General features: G+C 73.6%; 23 protein-coding genes and 2 tRNA genes. 11 read left to right on the forward strand and 14 right to left on the reverse strand.

The features are described 5' to 3' along the window. Positions 1–15 precede the first annotated feature (15 nt). Positions 16–996, forward strand: a complete 981-nt coding sequence (locus QRT03_RS08025; RefSeq protein WP_286052126.1) for a LacI family DNA-binding transcriptional regulator — start codon at positions 16–18, stop codon at positions 994–996. On the opposite strand, the gene QRT03_RS08030 is transcribed toward QRT03_RS08025, so the two are convergent. Together QRT03_RS08030 and QRT03_RS08035 are read right to left on the reverse strand one after the other, a co-directional pair. Beyond that, positions 993–1712, reverse strand: coding sequence for a DUF899 domain-containing protein (locus tag QRT03_RS08030; protein WP_286052127.1), 720 nt, complete (start codon positions 1710–1712; stop codon positions 993–995). The genes QRT03_RS08025 and QRT03_RS08030 overlap by 4 nt on opposite strands. Positions 1713–1752: 40 nt before the next feature. Then, on the reverse strand, positions 1753–2616 hold the full coding sequence (locus QRT03_RS08035; protein ID WP_286052129.1) for a Vgb family protein: 864 nt from the start codon (positions 2614–2616) through the stop codon (positions 1753–1755). Between the two features lie 41 nt (positions 2617–2657). On the opposite strand from QRT03_RS08035, the gene QRT03_RS08040 reads away from it, so the two are divergent. Together QRT03_RS08040 and QRT03_RS08045 are read left to right on the forward strand one after the other, a co-directional pair. Continuing rightward, the gene (locus QRT03_RS08040; RefSeq protein WP_286052130.1) at positions 2658–3230 is read left to right on the forward strand and encodes a TetR-like C-terminal domain-containing protein; all 573 of its coding nucleotides are present in this window, start codon (positions 2658–2660) and stop codon (positions 3228–3230) included. Between the two features lie 81 nt (positions 3231–3311). Further along, on the forward strand, positions 3312–4751 hold the full coding sequence (locus QRT03_RS08045; RefSeq protein ID WP_286052131.1) for a glycosyltransferase family 39 protein: 1440 nt from the start codon (positions 3312–3314) through the stop codon (positions 4749–4751). Between the two features lie 97 nt (positions 4752–4848). Here the strand turns inward: QRT03_RS08045 and ileS are convergent, their stop codons facing one another. Next, on the reverse strand, positions 4849–7977 hold the full coding sequence (gene ileS, locus QRT03_RS08050) for an isoleucine--tRNA ligase (RefSeq protein WP_286052132.1): 3129 nt from the start codon (positions 7975–7977) through the stop codon (positions 4849–4851). Positions 7978–8153: 176 nt separating this feature from the next. On the opposite strand from ileS, the gene QRT03_RS08055 reads away from it, so the two are divergent. Together QRT03_RS08055 and QRT03_RS08060 are read left to right on the forward strand one after the other, a co-directional pair. Further along, positions 8154–8225: transfer RNA gene (locus tag QRT03_RS08055), tRNA-Gln, on the forward strand. A gap of 53 nt (positions 8226–8278) precedes the next feature. Further along, a tRNA-Glu gene (locus QRT03_RS08060) sits at positions 8279–8351 on the forward strand. 43 nt (positions 8352–8394) lie between these two features. Here the strand turns inward: QRT03_RS08060 and QRT03_RS08065 are convergent. Then, entirely contained in the window at positions 8395–8970 is a 576-nt protein-coding gene (locus tag QRT03_RS08065) for a dimethylsulfonioproprionate lyase family protein (protein ID WP_286052133.1), read from the reverse strand. A 228-nt stretch (positions 8971–9198) separates the two neighbouring features. On the opposite strand from QRT03_RS08065, the gene QRT03_RS08070 reads away from it, so the two are divergent. Then, positions 9199–10272 carry a winged helix DNA-binding domain-containing protein gene (locus tag QRT03_RS08070; RefSeq protein WP_286052134.1) on the forward strand — a complete coding sequence of 358 codons (1074 nt, stop codon included), beginning with the start codon at positions 9199–9201 and terminating at the stop codon, positions 10270–10272. Here QRT03_RS08070 and QRT03_RS08075 read toward each other — a convergent pair. Both QRT03_RS08075 and QRT03_RS08080 read right to left on the reverse strand, forming a co-directional pair. After that, a complete protein-coding gene (locus tag QRT03_RS08075) occupies positions 10247–10876 on the reverse strand; it encodes a pyridoxamine 5'-phosphate oxidase family protein (protein ID WP_286052136.1) in 630 nt (209 codons plus the stop codon). The genes QRT03_RS08070 and QRT03_RS08075 overlap by 26 nt on opposite strands. Positions 10877–10892: 16 nt before the next feature. Further along, positions 10893–11576, reverse strand: a complete 684-nt coding sequence (locus tag QRT03_RS08080) for an IclR family transcriptional regulator (protein WP_286052137.1) — start codon at positions 11574–11576, stop codon at positions 10893–10895. A gap of 56 nt (positions 11577–11632) precedes the next feature. Between QRT03_RS08080 and leuC the strand changes: the two genes are divergently transcribed. After that, a complete protein-coding gene (gene leuC, locus QRT03_RS08085) occupies positions 11633–13045 on the forward strand; it encodes a 3-isopropylmalate dehydratase large subunit (RefSeq protein WP_286052138.1) in 1413 nt (470 codons plus the stop codon). Positions 13046–13047: 2 nt separating this feature from the next. Further along, a complete protein-coding gene (leuD, locus tag QRT03_RS08090) occupies positions 13048–13635 on the forward strand; it encodes a 3-isopropylmalate dehydratase small subunit (RefSeq protein WP_286052140.1) in 588 nt (195 codons plus the stop codon). Positions 13636–13662: 27 nt separating this feature from the next. Here the strand turns inward: leuD and QRT03_RS08095 are convergent, their stop codons facing one another. Then, the gene (locus tag QRT03_RS08095) at positions 13663–14373 is read right to left on the reverse strand and encodes an SDR family NAD(P)-dependent oxidoreductase (protein ID WP_286052141.1); all 711 of its coding nucleotides are present in this window, start codon (positions 14371–14373) and stop codon (positions 13663–13665) included. Positions 14374–14456: 83 nt separating this feature from the next. Between QRT03_RS08095 and QRT03_RS08100 the strand changes: the two genes are divergently transcribed. After that, the gene (locus QRT03_RS08100; protein ID WP_286052142.1) at positions 14457–15284 is read left to right on the forward strand and encodes a LysR family transcriptional regulator; all 828 of its coding nucleotides are present in this window, start codon (positions 14457–14459) and stop codon (positions 15282–15284) included. Positions 15285–15297: 13 nt separating this feature from the next. Here the strand turns inward: QRT03_RS08100 and QRT03_RS08105 are convergent, their stop codons facing one another. From QRT03_RS08105 to cofC, 7 genes are all read right to left on the reverse strand, one after another. After that, entirely contained in the window at positions 15298–16974 is a 1677-nt protein-coding gene (locus QRT03_RS08105; RefSeq protein ID WP_286052143.1) for a flavin monoamine oxidase family protein, read from the reverse strand. After that, positions 16968–17675 (reverse strand): nitrilase-related carbon-nitrogen hydrolase, encoded by a 708-nt coding sequence (locus tag QRT03_RS08110; RefSeq protein ID WP_286052145.1) that lies wholly within the window; start codon positions 17673–17675, stop codon positions 16968–16970. The genes QRT03_RS08105 and QRT03_RS08110 overlap by 7 nt, the downstream gene beginning before the upstream one ends. Positions 17676–17752: 77 nt before the next feature. Further along, positions 17753–18685, reverse strand: coding sequence for an agmatinase (gene speB / locus QRT03_RS08115; protein WP_286052146.1), 933 nt, complete (start codon positions 18683–18685; stop codon positions 17753–17755). Positions 18686–18745: 60 nt separating this feature from the next. Then, positions 18746–20683, reverse strand: coding sequence for a radical copper oxidase GlxA (gene glxA, locus QRT03_RS08120; RefSeq protein WP_486598981.1), 1938 nt, complete (start codon positions 20681–20683; stop codon positions 18746–18748). A gap of 132 nt (positions 20684–20815) precedes the next feature. Then, complete coding sequence (locus QRT03_RS08125; RefSeq protein ID WP_286052148.1) at positions 20816–21766, reverse strand: NUDIX hydrolase; 951 nt, start codon at positions 21764–21766, stop codon at positions 20816–20818. Continuing rightward, the gene (locus QRT03_RS08130) at positions 21763–24045 is read right to left on the reverse strand and encodes an RNA degradosome polyphosphate kinase (protein ID WP_286052150.1); all 2283 of its coding nucleotides are present in this window, start codon (positions 24043–24045) and stop codon (positions 21763–21765) included. Before QRT03_RS08130 ends, QRT03_RS08125 begins: the two co-directional genes overlap by 4 nt. A 42-nt stretch (positions 24046–24087) precedes the next feature. Then, entirely contained in the window at positions 24088–24780 is a 693-nt protein-coding gene (gene cofC / locus QRT03_RS08135) for a 2-phospho-L-lactate guanylyltransferase (protein WP_286052151.1), read from the reverse strand. A gap of 156 nt (positions 24781–24936) precedes the next feature. On the opposite strand from cofC, the gene QRT03_RS08140 reads away from it, so the two are divergent. After that, on the forward strand, positions 24937–25695 hold the full coding sequence (locus QRT03_RS08140) for a lysophospholipid acyltransferase family protein (protein ID WP_286053329.1): 759 nt from the start codon (positions 24937–24939) through the stop codon (positions 25693–25695). Further along, positions 25695–26693, forward strand: coding sequence for an NAD(P)H-dependent glycerol-3-phosphate dehydrogenase (locus tag QRT03_RS08145; protein WP_286052152.1), 999 nt, complete (start codon positions 25695–25697; stop codon positions 26691–26693). The genes QRT03_RS08140 and QRT03_RS08145 overlap by 1 nt, the downstream gene beginning before the upstream one ends. Positions 26694–26750: the final 57 nt, after the last annotated feature.

Below are 26750 nucleotides of genomic sequence, written 5' to 3' on the forward strand. Positions count from 1 at the left end.
ATTAGGGTCGGAAGCGTGGATCACGGGTCGTCGGTCCGGGTGACGATCGACGACGTCGCCCGGGCCGCCGGCGTCTCCCGGCAGACCGTGTCGCGGGCCATGAACGACAAGGGCGACATCAGCGAGGCGACCCGGCGCAAGGTCCTCGCGACGATCGAGGAGCTCGACTACCGGCCGTCCGCGTTCGCCCGCGGCATGCGCACCCAGAAGGCCGGGACGCTCGCGCTGATCATCCCGGACATCACCAACCCGTTCTTCCCCGCCGTCGCCCGCGGCGCGTTCGACGCCGCGGCGGCCCGGGGCCTCGGGGTCGTCGTGCACAACACCGACGCCGATCCGGCTGCCGAGGCGGAGGCGTCCCGGCGGATCGTCGACGACGGGGTGGCGGGCGCGATCGCGTTCTTCGAGGAGGTCGACGACGGCGCCGTGACGGCCCTCGGACGGCGGGTGCCGCTGGTGGTCGCCGACCGGCACTCCCCGGACCCGACGGTGGCCTCGGTGCGGTCGGACTTCGCGACCGGCACCCGGACCGCGATCGCCCACCTGCGCGACCGCGGGCACGTCGAGCTGGGGATGCTCGACGGCGCGGTGCACGGGAAGCCCGAGCGACGCCGGGCCTTCCTGGAGGCCCTGGGCGACGACGGGGACCGGGTCGTGACCGCGCCCGCCACCGTCGCGGGCGGGACGGCGGGCCTGCGCGAGCTCCTCGCCCGGCACCCCGGGACCACGGCGGTGTTCGCGTTCAACGACCTGCTCGCGATCGGGGCGGTGCGGGCGCTGAAGGCGGCGGGGCGGCGGGTGCCGGGCGAGGTCGCCGTGGTCGGCTACGACGACATCCCGATGGCCGCGCTCGTGGATCCGCCGCTGACCACGGTGCACACCGACAAGTACGAGCTCGGCCGGACGCTGGTCGAGGTGTTGGGCCGTCGCCTCGACGGCCACCCGGCCGAGCACCGCACGCTCGCGCCGCGGTTGGTGGTCCGGGGGACGTCCTAGTCGAACACCGGGATGCCGGCCCGCACCGAGTCCGCCCGGCCCTTCGGCTCCTCCCAGTCCTCCTGGCGGCCGAGGGCGGTGAGGTCGAGGTAGGCGTACGAGCCACCGAACCACTCCGCGGCCCGGGCGTAGGACGAGTAGGTGTGGAAGATCCGGTCGTCCACGCGCAGGAAGGCGCTGAACCCCGGCATCTCGCTCGTGCCCTCGGCGCCCTCCCAGGTGGGGTCGTCGCGGTAGTTGAAGGACATCGTCGGGCCGGAGACGTCGACGGTGACGCCGAAGTCGGCGTTGAAGCTCGATCCGTACGACGAGTACCAGGGGATGGTCCAGCCCTGACGCTCCTTCCAGGCGGCGAGCTTCTCGTACGGCGCGCGGGAGACGAACACCTGCTCGGTGTCGCGCGAGCGCAGGTGCTCGCGTACCCCGGGCGTCCACTCCCGGATGCCGGCCGAGCAGCTCGGGCACATCTCGTCCCAGTCCGGGTCGAACATGACGTGGTTGACCGTGAGCTGGCGATGGCCGCCGAACAGGTCGGCCAGCGACACCTCGCCATCGGCGCCGGTGAAGCGGTACGGCTCGGTGACCTCCACCATCGGGAGTTCCCGACGACGGGTGTTCAGGGCGTCGCGGGCCCGCGTGTGCTCCTTCTCGGCCACGAGCAGCTCGCGGCGGGCCTTCAGCCAGGTCTCACGGTCGGTGATCTGCGGGAGGCTCATGTCCTCACCGTGACACATGTCGCTCCGAACAGGCAACAGGTCAGTCCTGATTCAGGACCACAACGGTTCCGCTGTCGCACGCGACCCATAGTTCACCGTCCCGGACGAGGAGTCCGTGCGGGTGGTCGTCGGCCTCCAGGACGTCGTGCACGGTGACGGTCCCGTCGTCGGCGACGTGCGCGAGGCCGCTCGACCCCCACAGCGACACCCAGCATCCGCTCTCGGCCGTGACGACGGCGTGCGGCTTCGACGCGCGATCGGGCAGGTCGTACTCGGTCAGGGCGCCGTCGGTGGTCAGGCGGCCCACGCGCCCGGCGAGGATCTCGACGAACCACAGTCCGCCGGCGTCGCCCGCGATCCCGACCGGGCCACACCCGGCGTCGGGAAGATCGCGGAGCTCGACCGTTCCCGAGGCCGGGTCGAGGCGTGCGAGCGCGCCGACCCGGTTGAGCGTGCACCAGAGGGCGCCGTCGGGGCCGGTGGTGATCATCGCGACCATCCCCGCCACCGGCAGCGGGTACAGCGTCACCTCCTCGGTCACCGGGTCGATCCGGCCGATCGCCTCGGCCTCCATCGCGGTGAACCAGGCCGCGCCGTCGGGGCCGGCGGTGACGTCGTAGGGCCCGGTTCCGGCGCCCGTGCCGACGCCGCGCCAGGCGCCGTCGACGAGGCGGTCGACGCGGTGGTCGCCGGTGCGCGTGCACCAGAGGCTGCCGTCGGGCGTGGTGGCGAAGCGGGAGGGGCGGGAGTTCGGTGCGCGCAGGTCGACGAGTTCGGGCCCGTCGGCCGTGACGTGCGCGAGGCGCCCGGAGTACACGAGCGACGCCCAGACGTCGCCGGTCGCGTCGAGCCCGAGGGCGTAGGGCCCGTCGTCGGGACGACCCACGGGGATGCGGCGTGGCATGCGACCTCCAAATGCGACTGATGTCGCGATAGAGTGCCGTCGTGGAGCGTGGGACGTCAAGGCCGGGCGGGCGGACCGCCCGGGTGCGGGAGCAGGTGCTCGCGGCCGTCGTCGACGAGCTGGCCGAGCATGGGCTCGAGGGGCTGGGCGTCGACGGGGTGGCGGCGCGGTCGGGCGTGCACCGCGCGACCGTGTTCCGGCGCTGGGGCGACGTCGGCGGGCTGCTCGCGGACACCTTCGACGCCGCCGCGTCCGACACCTGGACCCCGCCCGACCACGGCTCGCTGCGCGCCGACCTCGAGGCACTGGCCCGGGAGGTGCTGGAGTACGTGGGCCCGCCGGAGTCGTCGGTGCGCGCGCTGATGGGTGCGGCCGAGCGGTTCCCGCGGGCGCGGGAGGCCCTGCACCGCTTCCTGGACGATCGCTACCGGCGCAGCGCGGTCGTGGTGGAACGAGCGGTGGCCCGGGGGGAGGTCGGGGCCTCCGTGGTGCCGCGGCAGGTCCTCGTCGGCGCTCTGGGCCCGCTGTACCACCACCTGCTGCACCTCGGCGATTCGCCGACCGAGGCGGACGCCGTGGCCTACGTCCGGATGGTCGTCGGCGGGCTGCCCTGAGACGGCCTCGGGGTCGGCCCGGGGTCGTCTCCGTGATCGCCCCGGATCCCCGCCGGATGGTGCGCGCCGACGATCGTCGGTATGGCACTGAAGGAGACGCTCGCGACCGCCCCGGAGGCGGCGGGGCCACGGTTCGCGTGGCGGCCGGTGGCGGCGATCGCCGCGCTGGTCGCGGTCGGGCACCTGGTGTCCGCGTCGCTGACCAGCGGCTACTGGCTCGACGAGGCCTACATGCTCGCGATCGGGCGGCACCACCTGGACTGGGGCTCGGTCGACCAGCCGCCGCTCGTCCCGGCGCTCGCGTGGCTCATGGACACGGTCGCGCCCGGGTCCGAGCTCCCTCTTCGGGTGCCGGTGATCCTGGTGACGACGGCCGCGGTCGTGGTGGCGGCGTCGATCGCCCGGGAGCTGGGTGGCGGCCGCCGGGCCCAGGTGCTCACGGCCGCCGCGCAGGCGACGGGGCTGTTCGCGGCGGTGTTCGGGCACTGGCTGACGCCGTACGCGTTCGAGCCGCTGGAGTGGCTCGTGGTGTTCTGGCTGCTCGTGCGGTGGGTGCGGGTCCGGGACGACCGCCTGTTGCTCGTCCTCGGGGTCGTGCTCGGGATCGCGCTCATGACGAAGCTGCAGGCGGCGTTGCTGGCCGGGGTGCTGCTGGTCGCCGTGGCGGTGTTCGGCCCGCGGGAGCTGCTCGCGCGCCCGAGGCTGTGGCTGGGCGGGGTGATCGCCCTGCTGCTCGCCGCCCCGACCCTGGTCTGGCAGGCCGTGCACGGGTGGCCGCAGCTCGCGATGTCGTCGGTCGTCGCGCGGGAGGTCGAGCTGGTCTACGGCGGCCGGCCCACCGTGGCCTGGGAGCTGATCGCGTTCGGCGGCCTGCTCGGCGTCGGGCTGGCGCTCGCGGGGCTGTGGTTCCTGGTCCGTGACCCCGGCCTGCGGTCCTACCGGTTCGTCGGCGCGGGGTTCGTGGCGCTCTACGTACTGTTCGTGGCGACCGAGGGGCGCCCGTACTACCTGCTCGGCTACCTCGGGGTGATGGCCGCGGTCGGGGCGGTCGGTGTCGAGCGGCGGGGGCGGACCCGGACGTGGCCGGCGTGGACGGCCGGGGTGCTCGCGGGCGTCCTCGCCGTGGCCGGCCTGGTCGTCTCACCCGCTTTCGTCTCCGCGGCGGGCGATCGCGACCAGGTGGTGGCGGCCGCGGCCACGTTCCGCGCGGTGCCCGACACGGGGCGTACCGCGCTCGTCGGGTCGAGCTACGTCACCGCGGCCTACCTCGACGCGTACTCCGACGAGCTCGGGCTGGCGCCCGCCCACAGCGCGAACCGCGGCTACGGCTACCTCGACCCGCCGTCGGAGACGGACACGGACGTGCTCTACGTCGGCGGTGACCCGGACGAGCTCCGTCCGTACTTCCGGTCGGTCCGGTCACTGGGCACGCCGGACGGGGTGCCCGCCTGGCTGCTCACCGACCGGACGCGGCCCTGGGCCTCGTTCTGGCCCGGGCTGCGTCACCTCGACATCGTGTGAGCGGCTCCCGAAACGGCATGAACGGGCCGTTCGTCACTATTGAAGGTGACGAACGGCCCGTTCGTACGGATGTCGGGCGGGTCGGGGGACGGGCCGCTCAGGCCACCCGCGCCCACACCGTGAGGCCGAGCTCCGTGGAGGTCTGCGGCTCCAGCTCGGCGGGCCCGCCGGCCTCGGTGACCGACACGGCGAGGCACTCGGTGCCCACCGTGTCGGCGCCGTTCCGGATCGCCGTCGCCGTGTCGGCGCGGGTCGCGGTCCACCACAGGTCGATCCGGTCGGAGACCTCGAAGTCCAGCCGCTTGCGGGCGTCCTGGACGAAGCGCAGCACGTCGCGCAGGAGGCCCGCCTCGCGGAGCTCGTCGGTCAGCTCCGTGTCGAGGCCCACCGACAGGCCGCCCTCGGAGCGCACCGCCCAGCCCTCGCGCGGGGTCTCCGAGATCACGATCTCGTCGCCCTGCAACGCCACCGGCTCGCCGTCCACCGTCACCGTCAGCACCCCGTCGACGGGCGCGTCCGTCGAGGCCTTCACGGCGTCCGCGACGGTGGGCGTCTGCTTGCCGAACCGCTTCCCCAACGCCCGGTAGTTCGGCTTCACGTCGAGCTCGACCAGCTCCGACCCGGCCGCCTCGACGCGCGCGACGTTGAGCTCGTCGGCGATCTCGGCGAGCAGTTCGGGGTCCAGGTCGGCGAACCCGGGCGCGGAGACGACCGCGCGCGAGAGCGGCTGGCGGGTGCGCACGCCGCTGGCCGCGCGGGTCGACCGGCCGAGCTCCACGACCCGCCGGACGAGCTCCATGCGGGACCGGAGCCCGTCGTCGGGAACGTTCGAGACGACCGGCCAGCTCGCGAGGTGCACCGAGTCCGGCGTGCCCTCGGGCAGGCCCGCGCCGCCCTCGCCCTGCAGCAGTGTCCACAGGTAGTCCGTCGCGAACGGCGTGAACGGCGCCATCAGGCGGCTGACCGTCTCGACGCACTCGTGCAGCGTCGCGAGCGCGGCCGGGTCGCCGTCCCAGAAGCGGCGCCGCGAGCGGCGGACGTACCAGTTCGACAGGTCGTCCACGAACGCGACGATCGCCCGGCCGGCCCGCGAGGAGTCGAAGTCCTCGAGCGCCGCGGTCACCTCGGTGACGCACGCCCGCAGTTCGCCCAGCGCCCACCGGTCCATGACGTGGCGGGTCTCCGGCCGCGGCGCCGACGGCGACCACCCGGCCGCGTTGGCGTAGGTGACCAGGAACGACGCGGTGTTCCAGTAGGTCAGCAGGACCTTCCGGACGATCTCGCGCAGCGTCTCGTGCCCCACGCGCCGGTCGACCCACGGGTTGCCCTGGGCGAGCATCAGCCAGCGCACCGCGTCGGCGCCGTGGGTGGCGAACAGCTCGAACGGGTCGAGGATGTTGCCGAGGTGCTTGGACATCTTGCGTCCCTGCTCGTCGAGCAGGAGGCCCAGGCAGACCACGTTCTCGTACGACGAGCGGTCGAAGACGAGGGTCCCGACCGCCATCAGCGAGTAGAACCACCCGCGCGTCTGGTCGATCGCCTCGCAGATGTACTGCGCGGGGTAGGCCTGCGCAAAGTCCGCCTCGTGGTGGTGCGGCGCGCCCCACTGGGCGAACGGCATCGCGCCGGAGTCGTACCAGACGTCGATGACGTCGGGGACCCGGCGCATCGTCCCCGTGCCGGAGGGCGCCGGGAACGTCACGTCGTCGACGTAGGGCCGGTGCGGGTCGAGCGCGCTCAGGTCCTGGCCGGCCCAGCTGCCCAGCTCCGCGAGGGACCCGACGACGACGACCTCGGACGGGTCCGCGTCGTTGCGCCACACCGGCAGCGGCGTGCCCCAGTAGCGCTTGCGCGACAGCGCCCAGTCGACGTTGTTCTCCAGCCACGCCCCGTACCGACCGTGCTTGATGTGCGGCGGGTACCAGTTCGTGCCCTCGTTCTCCTCGAGCAGGCGCTCGCGGATCGCGGTCGTGCGGATGAACCAGCTGGGCAGTGCGTAGTAGATCAGCGGCGTGTGGCAGCGCCAGCAGTGCGGATACGAGTGCTCGTAGGACTCCGCCCGGAACATCACGCCGCGGGCCTCGAGGTCGGCGACGAGCGAAGGGTCGGCGGCCTTGAAGAACATCCCGCCGACCAGGGGCACGTCGTCGTAGAAGTGCCCGTTCGAGCCGATCGGGTTGACCATCTCCAGGCCCTCGGCGCGCGCGACCTGGTGGTCCTCCGCGCCGAACGCGGGCGCCATGTGGACCAGGCCGGTGCCGGCGTCGGTGGTGACGTGGTCGCCGTGGACGATGCGGAACGCGTCCCCGAAGCGGCCGGCCTCGAGCAGCTCGAACGGCCGCGTGTAGTGGCTGCCGATGAGCTCGGCGCCGGTGAGGCGGGCGGTGACCTCGACGGCGTCGGACCCCAGCACCGGGCCCAGGAGGTCCTCGGCGAGCACGAGGTCCTCGGCCCCGTGGCGCACGCGCACGTAGACGACCGACCGCTCGACCGCGACCGCCGTGTTCGACGGCAGCGTCCACGGCGTCGTCGTCCAGACCAGCAGGTTCGCGCCCGCCCACGGGCCGTCGGTCAGCGGGAAGCGGACGTAGACGCTCGGGTCGACGTCGTCCTCGTAGCCGAGCGCGACCTCGTGGTCCGACAGCGGCGTCTCGTCGCGCGGGCAGTACGGCGTGACGCGGTGGTCCTCGACCAGCAGGCCCTTCTCGTGGATCGCCTTGAGCGACCACCACACGCTCTCGACGTAGCGCGGGGCCATCGTCAGGTAGGCCTCGTCGAGGTCCACCCAGTAGCCCATGCGCTCGGTCATGGCCGCGAAGGCGGAGACGTTGCGCAGGGCGGACTCGCGGCAGGCCGCGTTGAACTCGGCGATCCCGTAGCGCTCGATGTCGCCCTTGCTCGTGAACCCGAGCTCCTTCTCGACGGCGAGCTCGACCGGCAGACCGTGGCAGTCCCAGCCCGCGCGGCGCGGCACGTGGTAGCCGCGCATCGTCCGGAAGCGGGGGAACAGGTCCTTGAAGGCGCGGGCCTCGACGTGGTGGGTGCCCGGCGTGCCGTTCGCGGTCGGCGGGCCCTCGTAGAAGATCCACGGCTCGCCCTGCGCGGTCTGCTCCAGCGAGCGCCGGAACACGTCACGCTTGTCCCACCGCTCGAGAATCTCCTGCTCGACGGCCGGCAGGTCGACACTCGAGGACAGCGGGGCGAAGTGGTGTTCCGGGGCGCTCACAGGTGGTGCTTTCCCTAGCGTTCGGTGGGGCGTGCGAACCGCTCCAGCCTACCCAGCGGCCGATGACGGCCTGCTCGGACACCGGGACGGGTGGGGGGTGCTCGAACGACGTCGACGCGGTCGGTACAGTTGTCGCCGTTGCCGCCGCGACCGATGGTCACGGTGGGTGACGGCCATGGGGTATGGTGTAATTGGCAACACGGCTGATTCTGGTTCAGTTGTTCTAGGTTCGAGTCCTGGTACCCCAGCTGCGAGCAGCGGACGGGCGATCTTGTAGAGTTCCAGCCGCTGTTCCTCCTAGGGCCCCGTCGTCTAGCGGCCTAGGACGCCGCCCTCTCAAGGCGGTAGCGGGGGTTCGAATCCCCTCGGGGCTACACACGAGAGCGCCTCGGCCTGCGGGCCGGGGCGCTTCGTCGTTCACGGGTCCACGAACGCCGACGGGGTGTCGACCTCGTCGAACCACAGGTAGGCCAGCAGCACCGGTCGCTCGCCGGTGCGCATCGCGTGCGGCTGCCAGGGCGCGTGGTGCACGAGCTCGCCGGCGGGCTCGTCGACCCACTCCTCGCCGTGGTCCCAGCCGATCGTCCCCAGCGGCAGGTAGTACTCCTCGGCGGGGTGGTGGTGGGCCCGGTAGTGCACGTCCGGGCCGAGCACGACGAGCCCGAGCACCACGTCGTCGTCGGTGCGCAGCGGGGCGTGGGCGTAGCCCGCGAACAGGGCCTCGTCGTCGGCGTAGGAGGCGGTCCGGGTCCAGGCCGCGCGCTTCGTGACGACGGCCAGCGCGTCCCGGAGCTGCTCGTCCACCTCCTCGCCGACCCGCGCGAGGGCGTCCTCGAGGTGGGCGAGCACGGGGAGGTCGGGCGCGGTGTCGACCAGCTGCGGCGCCCCGCCGAGGCTCGCCACCGCCATGAGCTCCGCCATCGCCCCGCGCCGGCCCAGTGCGGCCACGAACCGGGCGGTCAGGGCGTCGACGGCGGGCCCGGCGGCGGTCACGGGTGATCGGGTCGGCTCGGCACGGGGCGATCCTGGCACCGGTGCGCCGAGTGCGACACCACGCACGTCGGTGGGCTGCTGAACCTGCGCCACGTCGCACTCGGGGGTGGCGCCGGCTGACCCGGTCGCCGAGCGGACCCTCATCGGTCCCGACGGCGGGTCGGGAGACCGGTGAGGGTCCGCTCGAGGCGGCCACGTCCTGTCCGCCTCCTGCGGGATGCTTCCGTGGTGACCACCCTCGACGCCCGGGCGCTGAACCGCGCGACGCTCGCGCGCCAGCACCTCCTGGAGCGCGCCGATCTCGGCGTGCTCGACGCCGTCGCGCACCTCGGCGGGCTGCAGGCCCAGGAGCCGCAGGAGCCGTTCGTCGGGCTGTGGTCACGGCTGCGCGCGTTCGCGCCCGCGACGCTCGACGGCCTGCTCACCGACCGGCACGTGACGCGGATGCACCTGATGCGCCGCACCGTCCACCTGGTGACGGCGGCCGACGCGCTCGCGTGGCGGGACCGCCACCAGGCGATGCTCACCCAGCGGATGCTCGGGGTGTACCGCCGTGACCTCGCGGACGTCGACCTCGACGAGCTCGCGGAGGCGGTGGCCGAGCTCCTCGCCGACGGCGGGCCGCGGACGGCGGGTGAGGTCGGGAGGGCCCTTGCGCAGCGGTGGCCCGGGGTGGCCCCGCGGACGCTCGGCGACGCGGCCCTGACCGTGCTGCCCGTGGTCCAGGTGCCACCGCGCGGGCTGTGGCGCCAGGCCGGAGGTGCGGAGTTCACCCCGCTCGCGGATTGGCTGGGCGGGCCACGGCCGTCGTCGGGAACGGGCCTCGTCCGGCGCTACCTCGCGGCCTACGGGCCCGCGGCCACCGCGGACCTCCGCGCGTGGAGCGGGCTCGCCGGGCTCCCGCAGGAGGTCGACGCGGTGCGCGACGAGCTGGTGAGCTTCCGCGACGCGCGCGGCCGCGAGCTGCTCGACCTCCCCGACGCGCCGCGCCCGGACCCCGACACCCCGGTCCCGGTGCGCTTCCTGCCGGCCTTCGACAACGCCGTGCTGGGCTACGACGACCGCAGCCGGATCATCGACGACGCCCACCGCGGGCTCTCGGTGGCCGGGACCCGGTTCGTGCTGCTCGACGGGCGGGTCGCGGCGACGTGGACCGTGTCCGCCGGGGTGGTCACGGTGGAGCCGCTGCGGCGGTTCAGCAGGCAGGACCGGTCCGCGGTCGCGAAGGAGGGCCGGGCCCTCGCGACCTTCCTGGCCGACGGCGGGAAGGGCCGGGTCAGGGTGGCGTCGTCCCGTACATGATCGAGCGGGTGTTCTCCTCGGAGTAGTACGCCTCCATCTCGGGGAGCGTCATGTCGTCGGTCGTGCGGGCGGCCATCTGCGCGATGCTCGGGAGGTCGTCCTCCGGCCACGCCTCGGGCTCCCACAGGTCCGAGCGCAGGAACGCCTTCGCGCAGTGCGTGAAGACCTCCTCGACGGCGACCTCCAGCACGATCCGCGGCACGTGGCGGCGGTGGCGCATCGCCTCCGCGTAGGGCGGGTCGAGCAGCAGGCGCGCGGTGCCGTTTACGCGCAGCGTGTCGTGCCGGCGCGGCACCAGGAAGATCAGCCCGACGTGCGGGTTCTCCAGGATGTTGGTGAACCCGTCGACGCGGCGGTTGCCGGGGCGGTCCGGGATCGCGAGCGTGCGGTCGTCGAGCACGTGGACCGAGCCGGCCGGGTCGCCCTTCGGCGAGACGTCCAGGGAACCGTCGGCACCCGCCGTCGCGATCATCTGGAACGGGCTGCGCGCGATGAACGCCCGGTCGGTCTCGTCGAGACGGTCCCGCTGCTTGACGACGGCCCGGCGAACCGGCTCCCCGACGACGTCACGGAGCTGCTCCAGGGACGTGATCTGCTCGCTCACCGTCCCACGGTAGGTGTCAGCGCAAGGCCTTCTCCAGCGCCCGGGCGGCCGCGAGCAGGTCGTTCGCCCAGCGGGAGCCCGGCTTGCGGCCGATGCGGTCGACGGGACCGGACACCGACACCGCGGCGACCACGGAACCATCGGGGCCCCGCACCGGCGCCGACACGCTGGCCACGCCGACCTCGCGCTCGGCGACGCTCTGCGCCCAGCCGCGCCGGCGGATCTCGGCGAGCAGGTCCGGGTCGAAGGCCCCCGGGGCCTCCGGCGACCACGCGATCAGCACCTTCGCCCCCGACCCCGCGCTCAGGGGCAGTCGTACTCCCACCGGCACCGTGTCGCGCAGCCCGGACGCCGGCTCGGCCGCGGCCACGCACACCCGGGAGGCGCCCTCGCGGCGGTAGAGCTGGACGGACTCGCCGGTGAGGTCGCGCAGGGTGGGCAGGACCTCCTCGGCGGCGGTGAGCAGCGGGTCGTGGTGGCCGTGGGCCATCTCCGCGAGCGCCGGGCCGGGCCGCCACCGGCCGTCGGGATCACGTTCGAGCAGCCGGTGGGTCTCCAGCCCGACGGCGAGGCGGTGCGCGGTGGCGCGGGGGAGTCCGGTGCGTTCCACCAGTTCGCCCAGGCCGCACGGCGCGACGGCGGCCGCGCGCAGCACACCCACCGCCTTGTCGAGCACGCCGATTCCGCTACTCTGTCCCACGGAGCGACACAGTAATCTCAGATTTTGAGATACACCACCACCGCGGGCAGGGATCGATGGGACGCACACTCGCCGAGAAGGTCTGGGACCAGCACGTCGTGAGGCACGGGGAGGGTCAGGAGCCCGACCTCCTCTACATCGACCTGCACCTCGTCCACGAGGTGACCAGCCCGCAGGCGTTCGACGGGCTCCGGCTGCACGGCCGGAAGCTCCGCCGTCCGGACCTGACGATCGCCACCGAGGACCACAACGTCCCGACCCTCGACATCCTCGCGCCGATCGCGGACGAGGTCTCCGCGACGCAGGTCGCGACGTTGCGCAAGAACGTCGAGGAGTTCGGCGTGCGGCTCTTCCCGATGGGCGACGCCAACCAGGGCATCGTCCACATGATCGGCCCGGAGCTGGGGTTGACCCAGCCGGGCACGACGGTCGTGTGCGGCGACTCGCACACCTCGACGCACGGCGCGTTCGGGGCGCTCGCGTTCGGCATCGGGACGTCCGAGGTCGAGCACGTCATGGCGACCCAGACGCTGCCGCTGCGCCCGTTCCGGACGATGGCCATCGAGATCTCCGGGGCGCTCCGCCCGGGGGTGACCAGCAAGGACGTCATCCTCAAGGTCATCTCGCAGATCGGCACCGGCGGTGGGGCGGGCTACGTGCTCGAGTACCGCGGCGAGGCGGTGCGGACCATGTCGATGGAAGCGCGCATGACGATGTGCAACATGTCCATCGAGGCGGGCGGCCGCGCCGGGATGGTCGCGCCGGACGAGACGACGTTCGCGTACCTGAAGGGTCGCCCGCACGCCCCGCAGGGTGCCGAGTGGGACGCGGCGGTGGAGGCGTGGCGCGAGCTGCGCACCGACGACGACGCCGAGTTCGACGCGGTCGTGCACATCGACGCGGACGCCCTCACACCCTTCGTCACCTGGGGCACCAACCCCGGCCAGGGCCTCCCGCTCGGCGACTCGGTGCCCGACCCCGCGACGATGGACGACGACGACGCGGCCGCCACCCGCAAGGCGCTCGCCTACATGGACCTCGAGCCCGGGACGAAGCTGCGCGACATCGCCGTCGACGTCGTGTTCCTCGGCTCGTGCACGAACGCCCGCATCGAGGACTTCCGCGCCGCCGCGGACGTCCTGCGCGGCAACACGATCGCCGACTCGGTGCAGATGCTCGTCGTGCCCGGCTCGATGGCCGTCAAGGCGCAGGCCGAGTCCGAGGGCCTGGACCAGGTGTTCATCGACGCGGGGGCCGAGTGGCGCAACGCGGGCTGCTCGATGTGCCTCGGCATGAACCCCGACCAGCTCGCACCGGGGCAGCGCTGCGCCTCGACGTCCAACCGCAACTTCGAGGGCCGGCAGGGCAAGGGCGGGCGCACCCACCTGGTGTCGCCGCTGGTCGCCGCGGCCACCGCCGTGCGCGGCACGCTGTCCTCGCCCGAAGACCTCGTCACCGTCGGGAGCTGATCATGGACAAGTTCACCACGCACACCGGCATCGGCACCCCGCTGCGGGTGTCGAACGTCGACACCGACCAGATCATCCCGGCGGTCTACCTCAAGCGCGTCACGCGCACCGGGTTCGACGACGGGCTGTTCGCGTCGTGGCGCTCGGACCCCGCGTTCATCCTGAACCAGGAGCCCTACGACCGCGGGTCCGTGCTGGTCGCGGGCCCGGACTTCGGCACGGGCTCGTCGCGCGAGCACGCGGTCTGGGCGCTGCTGGACTACGGGTTCCGCGTCGTGATCTCGTCGCGCTTCGGAGAGATCTTCAAGGGCAACTCGTCGAAGGCGGGCCTGCTCGCGGCCACCGTCGAGCAGTCCGACGTCGAGCTGCTCTGGAAGAAGATCGAGTCGCGCCCGGGCCTGGAGCTCACCGTCGACCTGCAGGCGAAGACGGTCACGGCGGAGGACCTCGTGGTGCCCTTCGCCGTCGACGACTACACCCGCTGGCGCCTGCTCGAGGGCCTCGACGACATCGGCCTCACCCTGCGCCACGAGGCCGACATCGACGCGTACGAGAAGGGCCGCCCGTCGTACAAGCCGACGACGGTGTAGCCGCTCTCCTGTCATCCCGGACGCCCGTCACCACGGGATCTCGCCGGCGTCCTCGAAATACCCACCGGTCGGCCCGTCGTCGGGCAGGGTCGCGAGGCGGATCGCCGTCGCCGCGCCCTGCTCCGGGGTGCGGTGCCCGCGGAAGCCGTTGAGATCGGTCGCGACGAACCCCGGGCACGCCAGGTTGATCTTGACGTCCGTGTCCGCGAGCTGCTTGACGTACTGCAGCGTGACGGCGTTGAGGAAGGTCTTCGACGGCGCGTAGGCCCCGGAGATCGGGCCGGTGTCGCCGCCGGAACTCTGCCGCGCGAGCGACCCGACGCCCGAGGACACGTTGACGATCCGCGGGTGCGGCGAGCGCCGCAGCAGCGGCAGCATCGCGTCCATCGTCCGGATCACCCCGTAGACGTTCACCTCGACGACGGACCGCACCGTGTCGAGGTCGATCTCCGTCGGACGCTGGTTCCATCCGCCGGTGATCCCGGCGTTGTTGACCAGCACGTCCAGCCGGTCCAGCGACGCCGCGGCGGCCGCCACGCTCGCGTCGTCCGCGACGTCGAGCGGCACGCCGAACGCGTCCACGCCGGCGGCCCGCAGCTTCTCCACGGCCTCCTGACGCCGGGCGTCGTCCCGTGCGCCCACGCCGACGCGGTACCCCAGCGCGCCCAGGCCGGCCGCGATCTCGTACCCGATGCCCTTGTTCGCCCCGGTGACCAGGGCGACGCTCTGCTCGCTCATGGTGTCCATCGTCGGCGCGGTGCCCGGTCCGGGTCCAAGACCGACCCGGTGCCCACCCATACCGCAGGGGTATCAATGAGAGGGTGGAGACGCGGGAGCTGAGGTACTTCGTCGCGGTCGCCGAGGAGCGGCACTTCGGGCGCGCCGCCGAACGGCTCGGGATCGCCCAGCCGCCGCTGTCCCGGGCGATCCAGCAGCTCGAACGCCGCCTCGGCGCCCGGCTGCTCGACCGCACGACCCGCGAGGTCGCGCTCACCGAGGCCGGAGCGGTCCTGCTGACCGAGGGGCGGGCGGCGCTCGACGCGGTCGACGCCGCGGAGCGCCGGACCCGCCGCGCCGCCGTGGGCCCCGGCATCGTGCTCGTGTCGAAGGCGGGTGCCTCGGAGGAGCTGCTCGCGAAGCTGCTCGACGCCTACGCCGCGGAGCCCGGCGCGGTCGAGGTCGACGTGCAGCTGTGCGGGCCGGCGCAGCAGGAGCGGCTCCTGCGCGACGGGCGGGCCGACGTCGCGCTGTTGCACTGTCCGTTCGACTCGACGGCCGGCTTCGACACCGACGACCTCACGACCGAGGGCCAGTCGTTGTTCCTCCCGGCCGGGCACCCGCTGTCCGCCCGGTCCGAGCTCCGCATGGCGGACGTCGCCGGCGTGCCGCTGCCGCGCTGGCCCCTTCCCGACGGCGGGTACCCGGACGGCCCCGGCCCGGAGGTCCGGGACACCATGCAGCTGCGCCAGCTCGTGTCCCTGGGACGCGCCGCGGCGGTCCTGCCCGACTCCGCGCGCCACGGTCTGGTCGACGACGTCGTCGCGGTGCCGGTCGTCGACGCCCCGCGGGTCACCACCGTGATCGCGTGGCCGCCGCACAGCCGCTCGCGGGCGGTGGCCGACCTCGTGCGCTGCGCGGCGCGCCTGTAGCGGCTCCGACCACTCACGAGGGGAGCACCACCGGTGCCAGCTCCGCGAAGCGGTCGCCGGGGCCCGGGTTGCCCGGCGCCGACCGACCGCCGAGCTGGTGGACCACGCCCCACACCGCGTTCAGGGCGGTGTGCACCGCGCCCTCCGCCCAGCCGGGGGTGAACGAGATGTCGTCGCCGGCCAGGAAGATGCCCCGGTGGGCCGGGTCGGACCCGTCATGCACGAAGTGGGTGAACATCCGCCGCTGGTAGCGGTAGTGCCCCGGCAGGTTGCCGCGGAACGCGCCCATGAAGTGCGGCTCGCGCTCCCACGAGATCGTGATCGGCTCGCCGAGGACGTGCGCGGCGACGTCGAGGTCGGGATAGATCTGGCGCAGCGAGTGCAGCATCAGGCGCACCCGCTCGTCGGTGGGCAGCGCGAGCCACTTCAGGGCGTCGTCGTTCCAGGTGTAGCTCAGGCACAGCACGGCGGGCCGGGTGCCGGCGTCCGGGTCGTCCGCCCCGCCCCCGCCGTCGAGGAGGTAGGTCCCGCGGGTCATGCGGTCGGTCAAGGTCGTCGACATGACGTGCCGTCCCGACGACGGGTCGCGGTCGCGCCAGAACGGGCGGTCGACCAGCACGAACGTCTTCGAGCTCTGCATGTAGTGGGACCGCTCGAGCGCCATCCAGAGGTCGTGGGAGAACAGCGACTCGTCGGTGTCGATCCCGGCGGAGAGCAGCCAGGACTGCACGGTCGAGATCACCGCGGCGTAGGCCCGCTCGGTGCCCCAGCGGTCGAGGACGCCGATCCGGCCGTCGTCCAGCCGGCGGATCCGGCGGACGGCGGGCCGGGGCGATCCGCGGTGCATCGACTCCAACGACGCTCCGGGGGTCCAGTGCGTGAGCTGCGACGGTGCCCGCCGCCAGAGGGCGAGCGGCACGGTCTGGGCGCCGCCCTGGATGCGGACGTGCTGGTCGTCGGCGTCCGTCGCGACGACGCGGAGGATCTCCAGCATCGAGTTGGGGAAGTCGGTGTCCCAGCCACCGGTGCCGAACCCGACCTGGCCGAACAGCTCGCGGTGCTCGAACCGCGCGAAGGCCGGCGAGCGGGCGAGGAAGCCCGCGAAGCTCTCGTCGTCCAGCCGGGGCACCAGCCGGTCCCAGATCTGCTTGACCGCCGAGGTCGACCGAGCGGCGATCGCGGCCCGCAGCGCGGGCAGGTCGGCGCCCTCGGCGAGCGCGGTCGCCCAGGCCCGCGAGACCTCGGCGAAGACCGGCGGCAGGTCCTCGGGGCGCTCCGCGTAGTGCGACCGCCCGGCGAGCTCGATGACCGTCGACGGCGTCTGCGGCGCCAGCGGGTTGGGGAACGGCGAGGTCCGGACGCCGAGGACGCGCAGGTAGTGCCCGAAGGCGCGGCCCGAGGCCGGGAAGCGCATACCGCCGAGGTCCGCGACCGCGTCCGGGACGCCCGGGAACGCCTGCGACCGCAGCCGGCCCCCGATCTCGCCGGCCTCGTACACGACCGGCCGGAGCCCCAGCCGCATGAGCTCGTAGGCCGCGACGAGCCCGGACATCCCGGCACCGACGACCGCGACCTCCGTCCCCAGCGCGTCGTCGGGGATCTGCCCGAGGCCCGCGGGGTGCGCGAGGTAGGTGTCGTAGGGGAACGGGAAGTCGGGGACCAGCATCGCGGGGCCGGGGTCGGTCACCATCGGTAGGTCTCCGGCCGGCGGGCGGCGAGGTAGTCGGTGAGGCCCTCGGGCCGGTCCACGTCGGCGACGAGCAGCTCCTCGCCGTCGCCCGCGCGGGCGAGCACGGCCCCGTCCGGGCCGGCGATCAGGCTGGACCCGCAGAACGGGGCGCCGCACTGGTTCGCGTAGGCGATCGTGACGCCGTTCTCCATCGCCCGGGCCGGGAGGAGCACGGTCGCGACGGCGGGGTCGTCCAACGCCGTCGGCACGAGCACGACCTCCGCCCCCGCGAGCGCGACGCCGCGCACGACCTCCGGGAACTCCACGTCGAAGCAGATCACCACCGCGCACCGGAGCCCCGCCAGGTCGACCAGGAGGGGCGTCCCGTCGCCCGGCACGAACGCCGCCCGCTCGTCCGGTCCCCAGAGGTGGGTCTTGGCGTACCGGCCGAGGAGCTCGCCGTCCGGCCCGACGACGACGGCGGTGATCCGGCCGCCGTGGGGCTCGGAGGCGACGAGGGCGATGTCGTGCTCCGCGGCGATCAGCTTCAGCCGGCGGTCCAGCGCCGGGTCCGCGGGCCCGAAGGGCGCCCCGTACCCCGTGCTGAACAGCTCCGGGGTGACGAGGACGTCCGCGTCCGCCGCGGCGGCCTCGGCGGCCGCCCGGGCCAGCCGCCGTGCTCCGTCGTCGGGACCCCGTGCCTGCCAGACCGCGATCCTCACGCCAGGCCCTCCCGTCCACCCCGCGATCGTGACGTCCGGTGTCAGCATGGCCGCACCGCTGACACCGTCGGTCGGGCTCAGCGAGCGGTGGCCAGCACCGCCAGCAGGTCGTACACCACGTGGGCGGCGGCGATGCCGGTGATCTCCGCGTGGTCGTAGGCCGGGGCGACCTCGACGACGTCGATCCCCACGATGTCCAGTCCGGCCAGCCCGCGCAGGGTGTGCAGCAACTCGCGGCTGGTCAACCCGCCCGCCTCCGGGGTCCCGGTGCCGGGTGCGGCCGCCGGGTCGAGGACGTCGATGTCCACCGACACGTACACCGGCCCGCCCGTGAGGCGGCGGCGCAGCCGGTCCACGGCCCGGGCGACCCCGTCGGTCTCGTAGTCGTCCGCGCGGACCACCGCGAAACCGAGTCGGGCGTCGTCGTCGAGGTCGGCGGCGGAGTAGAGCGGCCCGCGGATGCCGACGTGCATCGAGCGCTCGCGATCGATCAGGCCCTCCTCGCTCGCGCGCCGGAAGGGGGTGCCGTGGGTGTAGGGCGCGCCGAAGTAGGTGTCCCACGTGTCGAGGTGCGCGTCGAAGTGCAGCACGGCGACCGGGCCGTGCAGGGCGTGCAGCGCCCGCAGCGCCGGGAGCGCCAGGGTGTGGTCGCCGCCGAGCCCGACCACCCTCGCGCCGTCCTCGGCCAGCGACCGGATACCGAGCTCGGCCGCGCCCAGGGCCTCGGGGATGTCGAACGGGTTCAGCGCGAGGTCCCCGGCGTCGGCGACCTGGAGGTCCGCGAACGGGGAGACGCCGACGGCGGGGTGGTAGGCCCGGAGCAGGCGGGAGGACTGCCGGATGTGCGCCGGCCCGAAGCGGGCGCCCGGGCGGTAGCTCACGCCGGCGTCGAACGGGAGGCCGACGATCGCGACGTCGGCGCGGGACACCTCGTCGAGGCGGGGCAGGCGGGCGAACGTGGGCGGCCCCGCGTACCGGGGGACCGCCCGTCCGTCCACCGGGCCGATCACGATGTGGCTTCGCCAGGTGAGCACTTCGCGGGCCCAGAGGCCCTCGAAGTGCTCACCTGCCTACGGCACATCGACGACCTTCGCCTCGCTCGGCACGCCCTGGTCGTCGACCAGGAACAGCATGTACGGCCCGGGCGGCACGATCGTGGCCTGCGGCGGGACCGTCACCGAGACCCCGTCCGGCGTCTTCTGCATGTCCAGCGCCACGTCGCGCATGTCCGAGGTGGTGACGTGCGTGGCCGACGAGGTGCGGATCAGGCGCGCCTTCGCGATGCGCGACCCGTCGGGGGTCGGGATGTTCACGGTGGAGCCGCGGGTCATCACCGGCGGGGCCGAGGTGATCGTCGGGCGGGGCGCGTCGGTCTGCAGGTACGGCGGCGTGAAGATCTCGATGCGCTGCTCGAACGTGCCCGGCACGGTGTTCTTCTCGTCGTCGAACAGCGGGTCCGACCCGGCCACCAGCACGCGTCCGTCGGGCAGCAGCAGCGCCTCGGTGTGGTAGTCGCGCCCGATGCGCGGGTCCGCCATCGGCGTCAGCTGGTTCGTCGCCGGGTCCAGGGTGTAGGCGAGGTGGTTGTTCGTCGCCCCCTTGCCGCGGTAGTCCAGCGAGCCGTTCGTGATCAGCGTGGTGTCGTCGGGCAGGTTGACCAGGTTCGGGTACCGGGTCGGCTGCGCGAGGTCCGGGCCCGGGGTGAAGTGCGGCGCCGGGTCCTTGAGGTCCAGGAAGTCGATGCGCGACGAGGAGATCGGGCTCTCGCCGACCCCGCCACCGCCGACGACGGCGAGCCGCTGGTCCTGCACCGGACCGATGAACGCCGACCCGGACGTCTCCATGAGATCGGGCTGACGCAGGCCGGGGATCGGGGTGAACGCGCCGGTGTCGATGTCCCAGAAGCCCGGGACGCGGCCGTCCTGCGCGGGCCCGTAGCCGGCGTTGGAGCCGGTGTAGACCATGCGCCGCGGGGTCGCGGTCTCGAACAGCGCCGGGTAGGTGGGGAAGTACTGCTTGAGGGTGTCCCGGCGGTCGATCCAGGTGTTTGTGCGCGGGTCGAACTCCTCGGACAGGCCGTTCAGCACCTGCCCGACGCCGTCGAGCCCGGCGACGGTGAGGACGTTGCCGTCGGAGAGCGGGGTGAGCGTCGGGTACCAGCGGGGCTGGTTCATGTCCGGCAGCTCGGTCCACGTCTCGGACTTCGGGTCGAACGTGTACGCCTTGTTCGTGCCCTGGTAGTCCTGCTTGTCCAGGGTCATCGGCTCGCCGATGCCGTAGAGGTTCTTCGCGTCGGCGGCCGGGAGGCCGGAGATCGAGTACTTGTCGCGGTTGCCGTTGACGGCGGACGGCCCGGGTGTCTCCGACTCGACGAAGACCTTCTCCTCGGAGGCGGTGACCTGGGTCCGCCGCCCGACGCCGGTCTTGGCGGCCGGCGGGAGCGTGGTGTCGTAGGCCGACTTGTACTTCTGGCCGGTGGGGGAGACGAACTCGGTGCCGGCGGGCAGGGTGCGCGGGGCGTTCGGGTTCTCGTTCTTCACCCGCATGGCGCCCGCGGCGTTGGTCACCGCGCCGTCGAGCTTCTCGTAGCGCTGGGTGCCGCCGGCGAAGAGCACGCGGCCGTCGGGGAGGACGGTCTGGCCGCCGCAGAACATGTCGTCGGGCACCGGGATCATGCGCGACTGACCCGTCGTCGGGTCGTAGACCAGGCTCTTCAGGGCCCGGGTCGCGAACATGTCCTCCTTGTTGCCGGAGCCGGCGATGAGGAGGACCTTGCCCGTGTTCATCAGGATGGCGTGGATCGCGTTGACGCGCTGGTCGGGCGGGACCTCGATGGTGTCCCAGTGCCCGTACTGCGCCTTGTACTCCGGGCTGTTGATCAGCCGCTCGTGCTGCCACTCCTGCACGTAGGAGAAGGCCGGGGGCACGTTGACGCCGAGCAACACGGCAGCAGCCACGACCACGAGGGCGATCTGCCGGTACCGACGTGTCTTCGCGCGCAAGCCCACTCTCCACGGTCGGGAACCGGATCGGGCCTGTCGACGGGGGAGCGCAGGGCGGGGCCGATCCGGTGACGGCCGTAGCTCACGCTAACCGAGACGCATCCGTGACCTGACGACGGGGCCGGACGAGTGAACCGTTCACACCGAGGCGTCCCGCACGTAGTCCGCGGCCACCAGCTCCCCGTCGTGGAACGACAGCACCCAGACGCTGCCCTTGCGCGACGGCGGGTCGGCCAGCCGCCGGTTGCTGCGGACGTCGGGGCGGGGCCCGGCGTCCGAGTCGGGGTCGGCGGCGAGGTCGCGCACCAGCGCCGGGATGCCGTACCCCTGGGCGCAGACCGCCGCGACACCGTCCCCCGCGGCGAGCGCGAGCAGGTGCTCCCGCGCCCGGTGCGGGTCGGCGGCGACGGCCTCGTCGGCGAACGCGTCGTCGACCTCGATCCCGACGCCGAGCCGGTGCGAGGCGGGCTCGAGGGTCTGCACGCAGCGGGTCCGCCCGACCGCGTACAGCCGCGTCACGCCGTGCGCGGCGAGCAGGTCACCGACCCGGCGTGCCTGCTCCCGTCCCTCGTCGACGAGCGGGCGGACGTCGTCGTCGGCGTGGCTCCCGCGGCTGCCGGCCTTCGCGTGCCGCACGAGCAGCAGCGTCGTGAGCGGGAACGGGGCGGCGGTGAAGTGGTCGAGGACCTCGCGGTCGGAGCCGTAGGTGAGCAGTGGGGCCGCGTCGGCGGGGGCGAGCCAGCGCAGCTCGTCGGTCTCGCCGTTGGGCGTGAACGTCCCGTCGCCGGCCCGCGCGTCCCAGTAGTCCACGACCTTGCGGTCGGCGCCGACCGGGTAGCGCACCGCCGTCAGGTGCCGGCCCAGGGTCGCGGCGAAGCCGGTCTCCTCGCCGATCTCGCGCACGGCCGTCCGGGCCCGGGACTCGCCGGGGTCGACCTTGCCCTTGGGCAGGCTCCAGTCCCCGTGGTGCGGACGGTGCACGAGCGCCACCTCGACGCCGGCCGCGGCCGGGCGCCACAGCACCGCGCCCGCGGCGTGCACCGAGACCGGCACCGCCCCGTCGTCGTCGTCGGAGTCCGGACTGCTCACGCCTTCCCGTCCCGGCGCAGCAGCAGCTGGCTCTGGTGGTCGCACACCTGCATCCCCTCGGTGCCCTCCCCGGCCGCGACCGGCCACGGCGTCCAGGAGCCGTCCGGGTCGAGGCTCCAGCACCGGGTGGACGGTGCCGTCGCCGAGTCGAGGATGTCGTCGAGCTGGGCGACCAGCCGCGGGTCGGTGACCGGCGCCAGCACCTCGACCCGGCGGTCGAGGTTGCGGTGCATGATGTCGGCGCTGCCGATCCAGTGCTCGTCCGCCCCCACGAAGTGGAAGATCCGGGAGTGCTCGAGGAACCGGCCGAGGATCGACCGGACCCGGATGTTCTCCGAGAGCCCCGGCACGCCGGCGCGCACCGCGCAGATGCCGCGCACCACGAGGTCGATCGGCACCCCGGCCAGCGAGGCGCGGTAGAGCGCGTCGATCACCTGCTCGTCGACCAGGCCGTTGACCTTGATCCGGATGCCTGACTTCTTGCCCTTCGCCGCGCGCTTGCGCTCGGTGTCGATCCGCTCGATCAGCCCGCGCCGCACGCCGTAGGGGGCCACGAGCAGCCGGCGGTACTTGCGACGCCGCGCGTACCCGGTGAGCACGTTGAACAGGTCGGTGAGGTCCGCGCCGATGGTCTCGTCGGCGGTGAACACCCCGATGTCCTCGTAGAGCCGTGCGGTCTTCGGGTTGTAGTTGCCGGTGCCGAGGTGGCAGTACCGCTTGATCGTCGAGCCCTCCTGGCGCACCACCAGCGCGGCCTTGCAGTGCGTCTTGAGCCCGACCAGCCCGTACACCACGTGCACCCCGGCGCGCTCCAGCGCCCGGGCCCAGTTGATGTTGGCACGCTCGTCGAACCGGGCCTTGATCTCGACGACGGCCACGACCTGCTTGCCCGCCTCGGCCGCCTCGATCAGCGCCTCGACGATCGGTGAGTCACCCGAGGTCCGGTAGAGCGTCTGCTTGATCGCGAGGACCTTCGGGTCGTTCGCGGCCTGCTCGATGAAGCGGTGCACGCTCGTGGAGAACGAGTCGTAGGGGTGGTGCACCATCACGTCGCCCTCGCGCAGCGTCGCGAAGACGCTCTTCGGCGTCTCGCCCTCGCTGAACGCCGGGTGGGTCGCGGGGACGAACACCGGGTCCTTCAGCTCGGGGCGGCTCAGCGCGAGCAGCTCCATGAGGCAGGACAGGTCGAGCAGGCCCGGGACCTGCACGACGTCGTGCGGGTCCACGTCGAGCTCGCGCAGCAGCAGCTCGAGCATGTGCTCGCTCATCGAGTCGGTGATCTCCAGGCGCACCGGCGGGCCGAAGCGGCGCCGCGCCAGCTCGCGCTCGAGGGCCTGCAGCAGGTCCTCGTCGCGGTCCTCCTCGACGTCGAGGTCGGCGTTGCGGGTCACGCGGAACACGTGGTGCTCGGCGACCTGCATGCCCTCGAAGAGGTGGTCGAGGTGCTCGGCGATGAGGTCCTCGATCGGCAGGAACCAGCACCGCTGGTCGACCCGCGCGTCCGCGTCGTCGTCACCGTCGCCGGGCTCGGGTCCGACCCGCACCAGCCGCGGCACGTTGTTCGGCACCTTGACCCGGGCGAAGTGCTCCGTGCCGGTCTGCGGGTCGCGTACCGCGACCGCGAGGTTCAGCGACTGGTTGGAGATGTAGGGGAACGGGTGCGCCGGGTCGACCGCGAGCGGCGTCAGCACCGGGAACACCTGCGCGTCGAACCACGCCGAGAGCCGCTCGCGCGCCTCCGGGGACACGCGGTCCCAGCCGATGACGTGGACGCCGACCCCCTCGAGCGCCGGCCCGACGTCGGTCTGCCAGATCTTCGCGTGCTTCTCCGCGAGCTCCTGGTTGCGCGCGGCGATGCGGGCCAGCTGTTCGCGCGGGGTGAGGCCGTCCGCGCTGCGCACCGCGAGCCCGGTCTCCTCGCGGCGCTTCAGCCCGGCCACGCGGACCATGTAGAACTCGTCGAGGTTCGACGCGAAGATCGCCAGGAACTTCGCCCGTTCGAGCAGCGGCTGGCTGGTGTCCTCGGCCAGCGCGAGGACGCGGGCGTTGAACTCCAGCCACGACAGCTCACGGTTGTCGTACCGGTCGTCGGGCAGGTCCGCGGGCACGTCGTCGGCCGCCGGGGTCGCGGGCGCCGGAGCCTGCGGCATCCGCGTGCGTCCGTCGCCGGTCCGCACCGGGGAGGCCGGTGCGGGCGGGGGAGGGCCGGGCTCCGAGATCGGGCCGGTCTCGGAGAGCGTGGTGTCCGTGGTGTCCGACGTGTCGCTCACCCGGCCCATTCTCCACGGCGGACGCGCCCGACGGCGAGTGCGCGACCCCGATCAGCGACAGCCGCCGGCGAGCGCCGGCACCTCCGGCCATGCCCGGGTCGCGGGCCCGACGCCGAGCGCGCGCACCTCGTCGAGATCGCTCGGGACGTCGACGTCGTGGCGCAGCCCGGGCCAGTCGCCGGTCAGCGCCACCGCGCCCGCGGCCGCGTGGGCGGCGGCCGACCCCGGGCCGAACCGCGGCGTGAAGCCGGGCGCGAGCACGAGCAGCGAGGTGCCCTCCCCGGTGTGGTCGGCGACGAAGGCCGCGGGCGCGCGGCGCAGCGCGGCGCGGGCGGCCGCGAGGGCGTCGTCGAGCTCGGCGGCCCGCAGCGCGGGGAGGTCGGCCAGCAGCACCCCGACCGGCGCCGATCCGCCCCACCGCTCGATCCCCGCGCGGATCGCGGCGTTCAGGCCGCGGCCCGGGTCGGCCACCAGGTCCACCCTCGGGTCGTTCCCGACGACGGGGTGGGGCGCGAGCGGGCCCGCGACACGCGGCTCCGAGGTGACCAGGGCCAGCCGTCGGACCGAGGAGGCGAGGACCGCGGCGAGCGTGTCCGCGGCGAGCGCGAAGGCGAGGTCGTCGTGCGCGGCCCGACGGCCCCGGGCGGTGCTCGCGACGACCGCGCTGGCGGCCGCGAGCCGGGTCTTCGCGCGGCGCAGCTCCTTCACCGGCACGACGAGATCCGTCACCCCGGGCTCGGTCATGGGTCCATCCTGGACCCGCCGGACGGCGGGCGGCCACCGCCGCGACGATCCCCTCGTCGTCTGGACGGCGATCACCGGCCACGGGATGATCCGCGCGGCAGCGTCCCGGGGCGGCCCGGGACGGCGCACGGCGGACAGGAGGCGGCCCGGGTGGCGATCGCAGACGGAGCCGGCACGCGTCGGGTGCCCCTGCCGCGCGAGGTGGCGCAGCGGCGTCGGGAGCCCGGTGGCCTGGCGGTGTTCCTCGCCGCGGTCGTCTTCTACCCGCTGACCTGGTTCCTGGCCCGGCGCCGGATGGTCGGGCTGGAGAACGTCCCCGCGGAGGGCCCCGCGCTCCTGGTGTGCAACCACGTCTCCTACCTGGATCCGGTCTACACGGCGGTGTTCGTGCACCGGTCGCGGCGCACGCCGCGGTTCCTGGCCAAGGACTCGCTGTGGCGGGTGCCGGTGTTCGGCCGGATCATGGCCGGCAGCCGCCAGATCCCGGTCGCCCGCGGCTCGCGGGACGCCGGGTCGAGCCTCGCGGCGGCCGAGGCCGCGTTCGACGACGACGGCGTCGTGGTGATCTACCCGGAGGGCACGATCACCCGCGACCCGGCCGGCTGGCCGATGGACGCGCGGTCCGGCGCGGCCCGGCTCGCCCTGACCCACGGCGTGCCGGTGATCCCGGTCGTGCACTGGGGCACGCTCCAGGTCTACGACCACTACCGGAAGCGGTTCCGGCCCTCGCCGTTCGGACGGTCGATCACGGTGCGGGCCGGGACGCCGATCGAGCTGGACGACCTGCGGGCCCGGGTGGGCGACCGCGCCCCCGGCGCACGGCTGATGAAGGAGACGACGGACCGGCTGATGGCGGCGGTCACGGCGCTGCTCGAGGACGTCCGGGGCGAGGCCCGGCCGGCGGGGGAGGCGTGATGAGCCGGTACGCCGTGCTGGGCGCGGGGTCGTGGGGCACCACCTTCGCCAAGGTGCTGGCCGACGCGGGCACCGACGTCGTGCTCTGGGCGCGCCGCCCGGAGGTCGCGGACGCCATCACGACCGATCACGTCAACGCGGAGTACCTGCCCGACGTCAAGCTCCCGACGTCGCTGCGGGCGACGCACGACGCCGGGGCCGCCCTCGACGGCGTCACGACGGTCGTCCTCGCCATCCCCGCCCAGAAGCTGCGCGAGCACCTGGAGGACTGGGCCGGGAGCCTGCCCCGCGGTGCCACGGTCGTCAGCCTGGCCAAGGGCGTCGAGATGGGCACCCTCAAGCGCATGAGCGAGGTGGTCGCGGACGCGGGTCGCGTCGACCCGGAGCGCATCGCGGTGCTCTCCGGCCCGAACCTCGCCGGCGAGATCGCCGCCGAGCAGCCCACGGCCACCGTCGTCGCGTGCACCGACCACGACCGGGCGGTCGCGGTCCAGCACGAGTGCTCCACCCGGTACTTCAAGCCCTACACCAACGTCGACGTCATCGGCTGCGAGCTGGGCGGGGCGTGCAAGAACGTCATCGCGCTCGCCTGCGGGATGGCGTCCGGGCAGGGCTACGGGGACAACACGACCGCCTCGCTGATCACGCGCGGGCTCGCCGAGATCTCCCGGCTGACCGTGGCCCTCGGCGGGCAGGCGATCACACTCGCGGGCCTGGCCGGGATGGGCGACCTGGTGGCCACCTGCTCCTCGCCGCTCTCGCGGAACCGGCGCTTCGGCGAGTCCCTCGGCCGGGGGCTCTCCGTGGCCGAGGCCGAGGAGGCCAACCACGGGCAGGTCGCCGAGGGCGTGAAGTCGTGCGAGGCCATCGGCGAGCTCGCCCGCCGCGCCGGGGTGGACACGCCCATCGTGGACGCGGTCCGCAGAGTGTGCGCCGGCTCCGTCTCGGCCCGCGACGTGGGCGACGAGCTGATCAACCGGGAGCGCAAGCCGGAGTAGTCCCGGAGACCACCGCCCACACGCGTTTCACGTGGGGCGCGGCGGGAACTCCGGATT

The sequence above is a fragment of the Actinomycetospora termitidis genome, assembly GCF_030286555.1.
GTDB classification, from domain to species: Bacteria; Actinomycetota; Actinomycetes; order Mycobacteriales; family Pseudonocardiaceae; genus Actinomycetospora; species Actinomycetospora termitidis.

Excerpts from the sequence above, each read along its gene's own strand:
- QRT03_RS08030 (WP_286052127.1), bottom strand. The coding sequence starts at position 1,712 with ATGAGCCTCCCGCAGATCACCGACCGTGAGACCTGGCTGAAGGCCCGC.
- QRT03_RS08035 (WP_286052129.1), bottom strand. The coding sequence starts at position 2,616 with ATGCCACGCCGCATCCCCGTGGGTCGTCCCGACGACGGGCCCTACGCC.
- QRT03_RS08045 (WP_286052131.1), top strand. The coding sequence starts at position 3,312 with ATGGCACTGAAGGAGACGCTCGCGACCGCCCCGGAGGCGGCGGGGCCA.
- leuC (WP_286052138.1), top strand. The coding sequence starts at position 11,633 with ATGGGACGCACACTCGCCGAGAAGGTCTGGGACCAGCACGTCGTGAGG.
- leuD (WP_286052140.1), top strand. The coding sequence starts at position 13,048 with ATGGACAAGTTCACCACGCACACCGGCATCGGCACCCCGCTGCGGGTG.
- QRT03_RS08095 (WP_286052141.1), bottom strand. The coding sequence starts at position 14,373 with ATGAGCGAGCAGAGCGTCGCCCTGGTCACCGGGGCGAACAAGGGCATC.
- QRT03_RS08105 (WP_286052143.1), bottom strand. The coding sequence starts at position 16,974 with ATGGTGACCGACCCCGGCCCCGCGATGCTGGTCCCCGACTTCCCGTTC.
- QRT03_RS08130 (WP_286052150.1), bottom strand. The coding sequence starts at position 24,045 with ATGGGCCGGGTGAGCGACACGTCGGACACCACGGACACCACGCTCTCC.
- cofC (WP_286052151.1), bottom strand. The coding sequence starts at position 24,780 with ATGACCGAGCCCGGGGTGACGGATCTCGTCGTGCCGGTGAAGGAGCTG.
- QRT03_RS08145 (WP_286052152.1), top strand. The coding sequence starts at position 25,695 with ATGAGCCGGTACGCCGTGCTGGGCGCGGGGTCGTGGGGCACCACCTTC.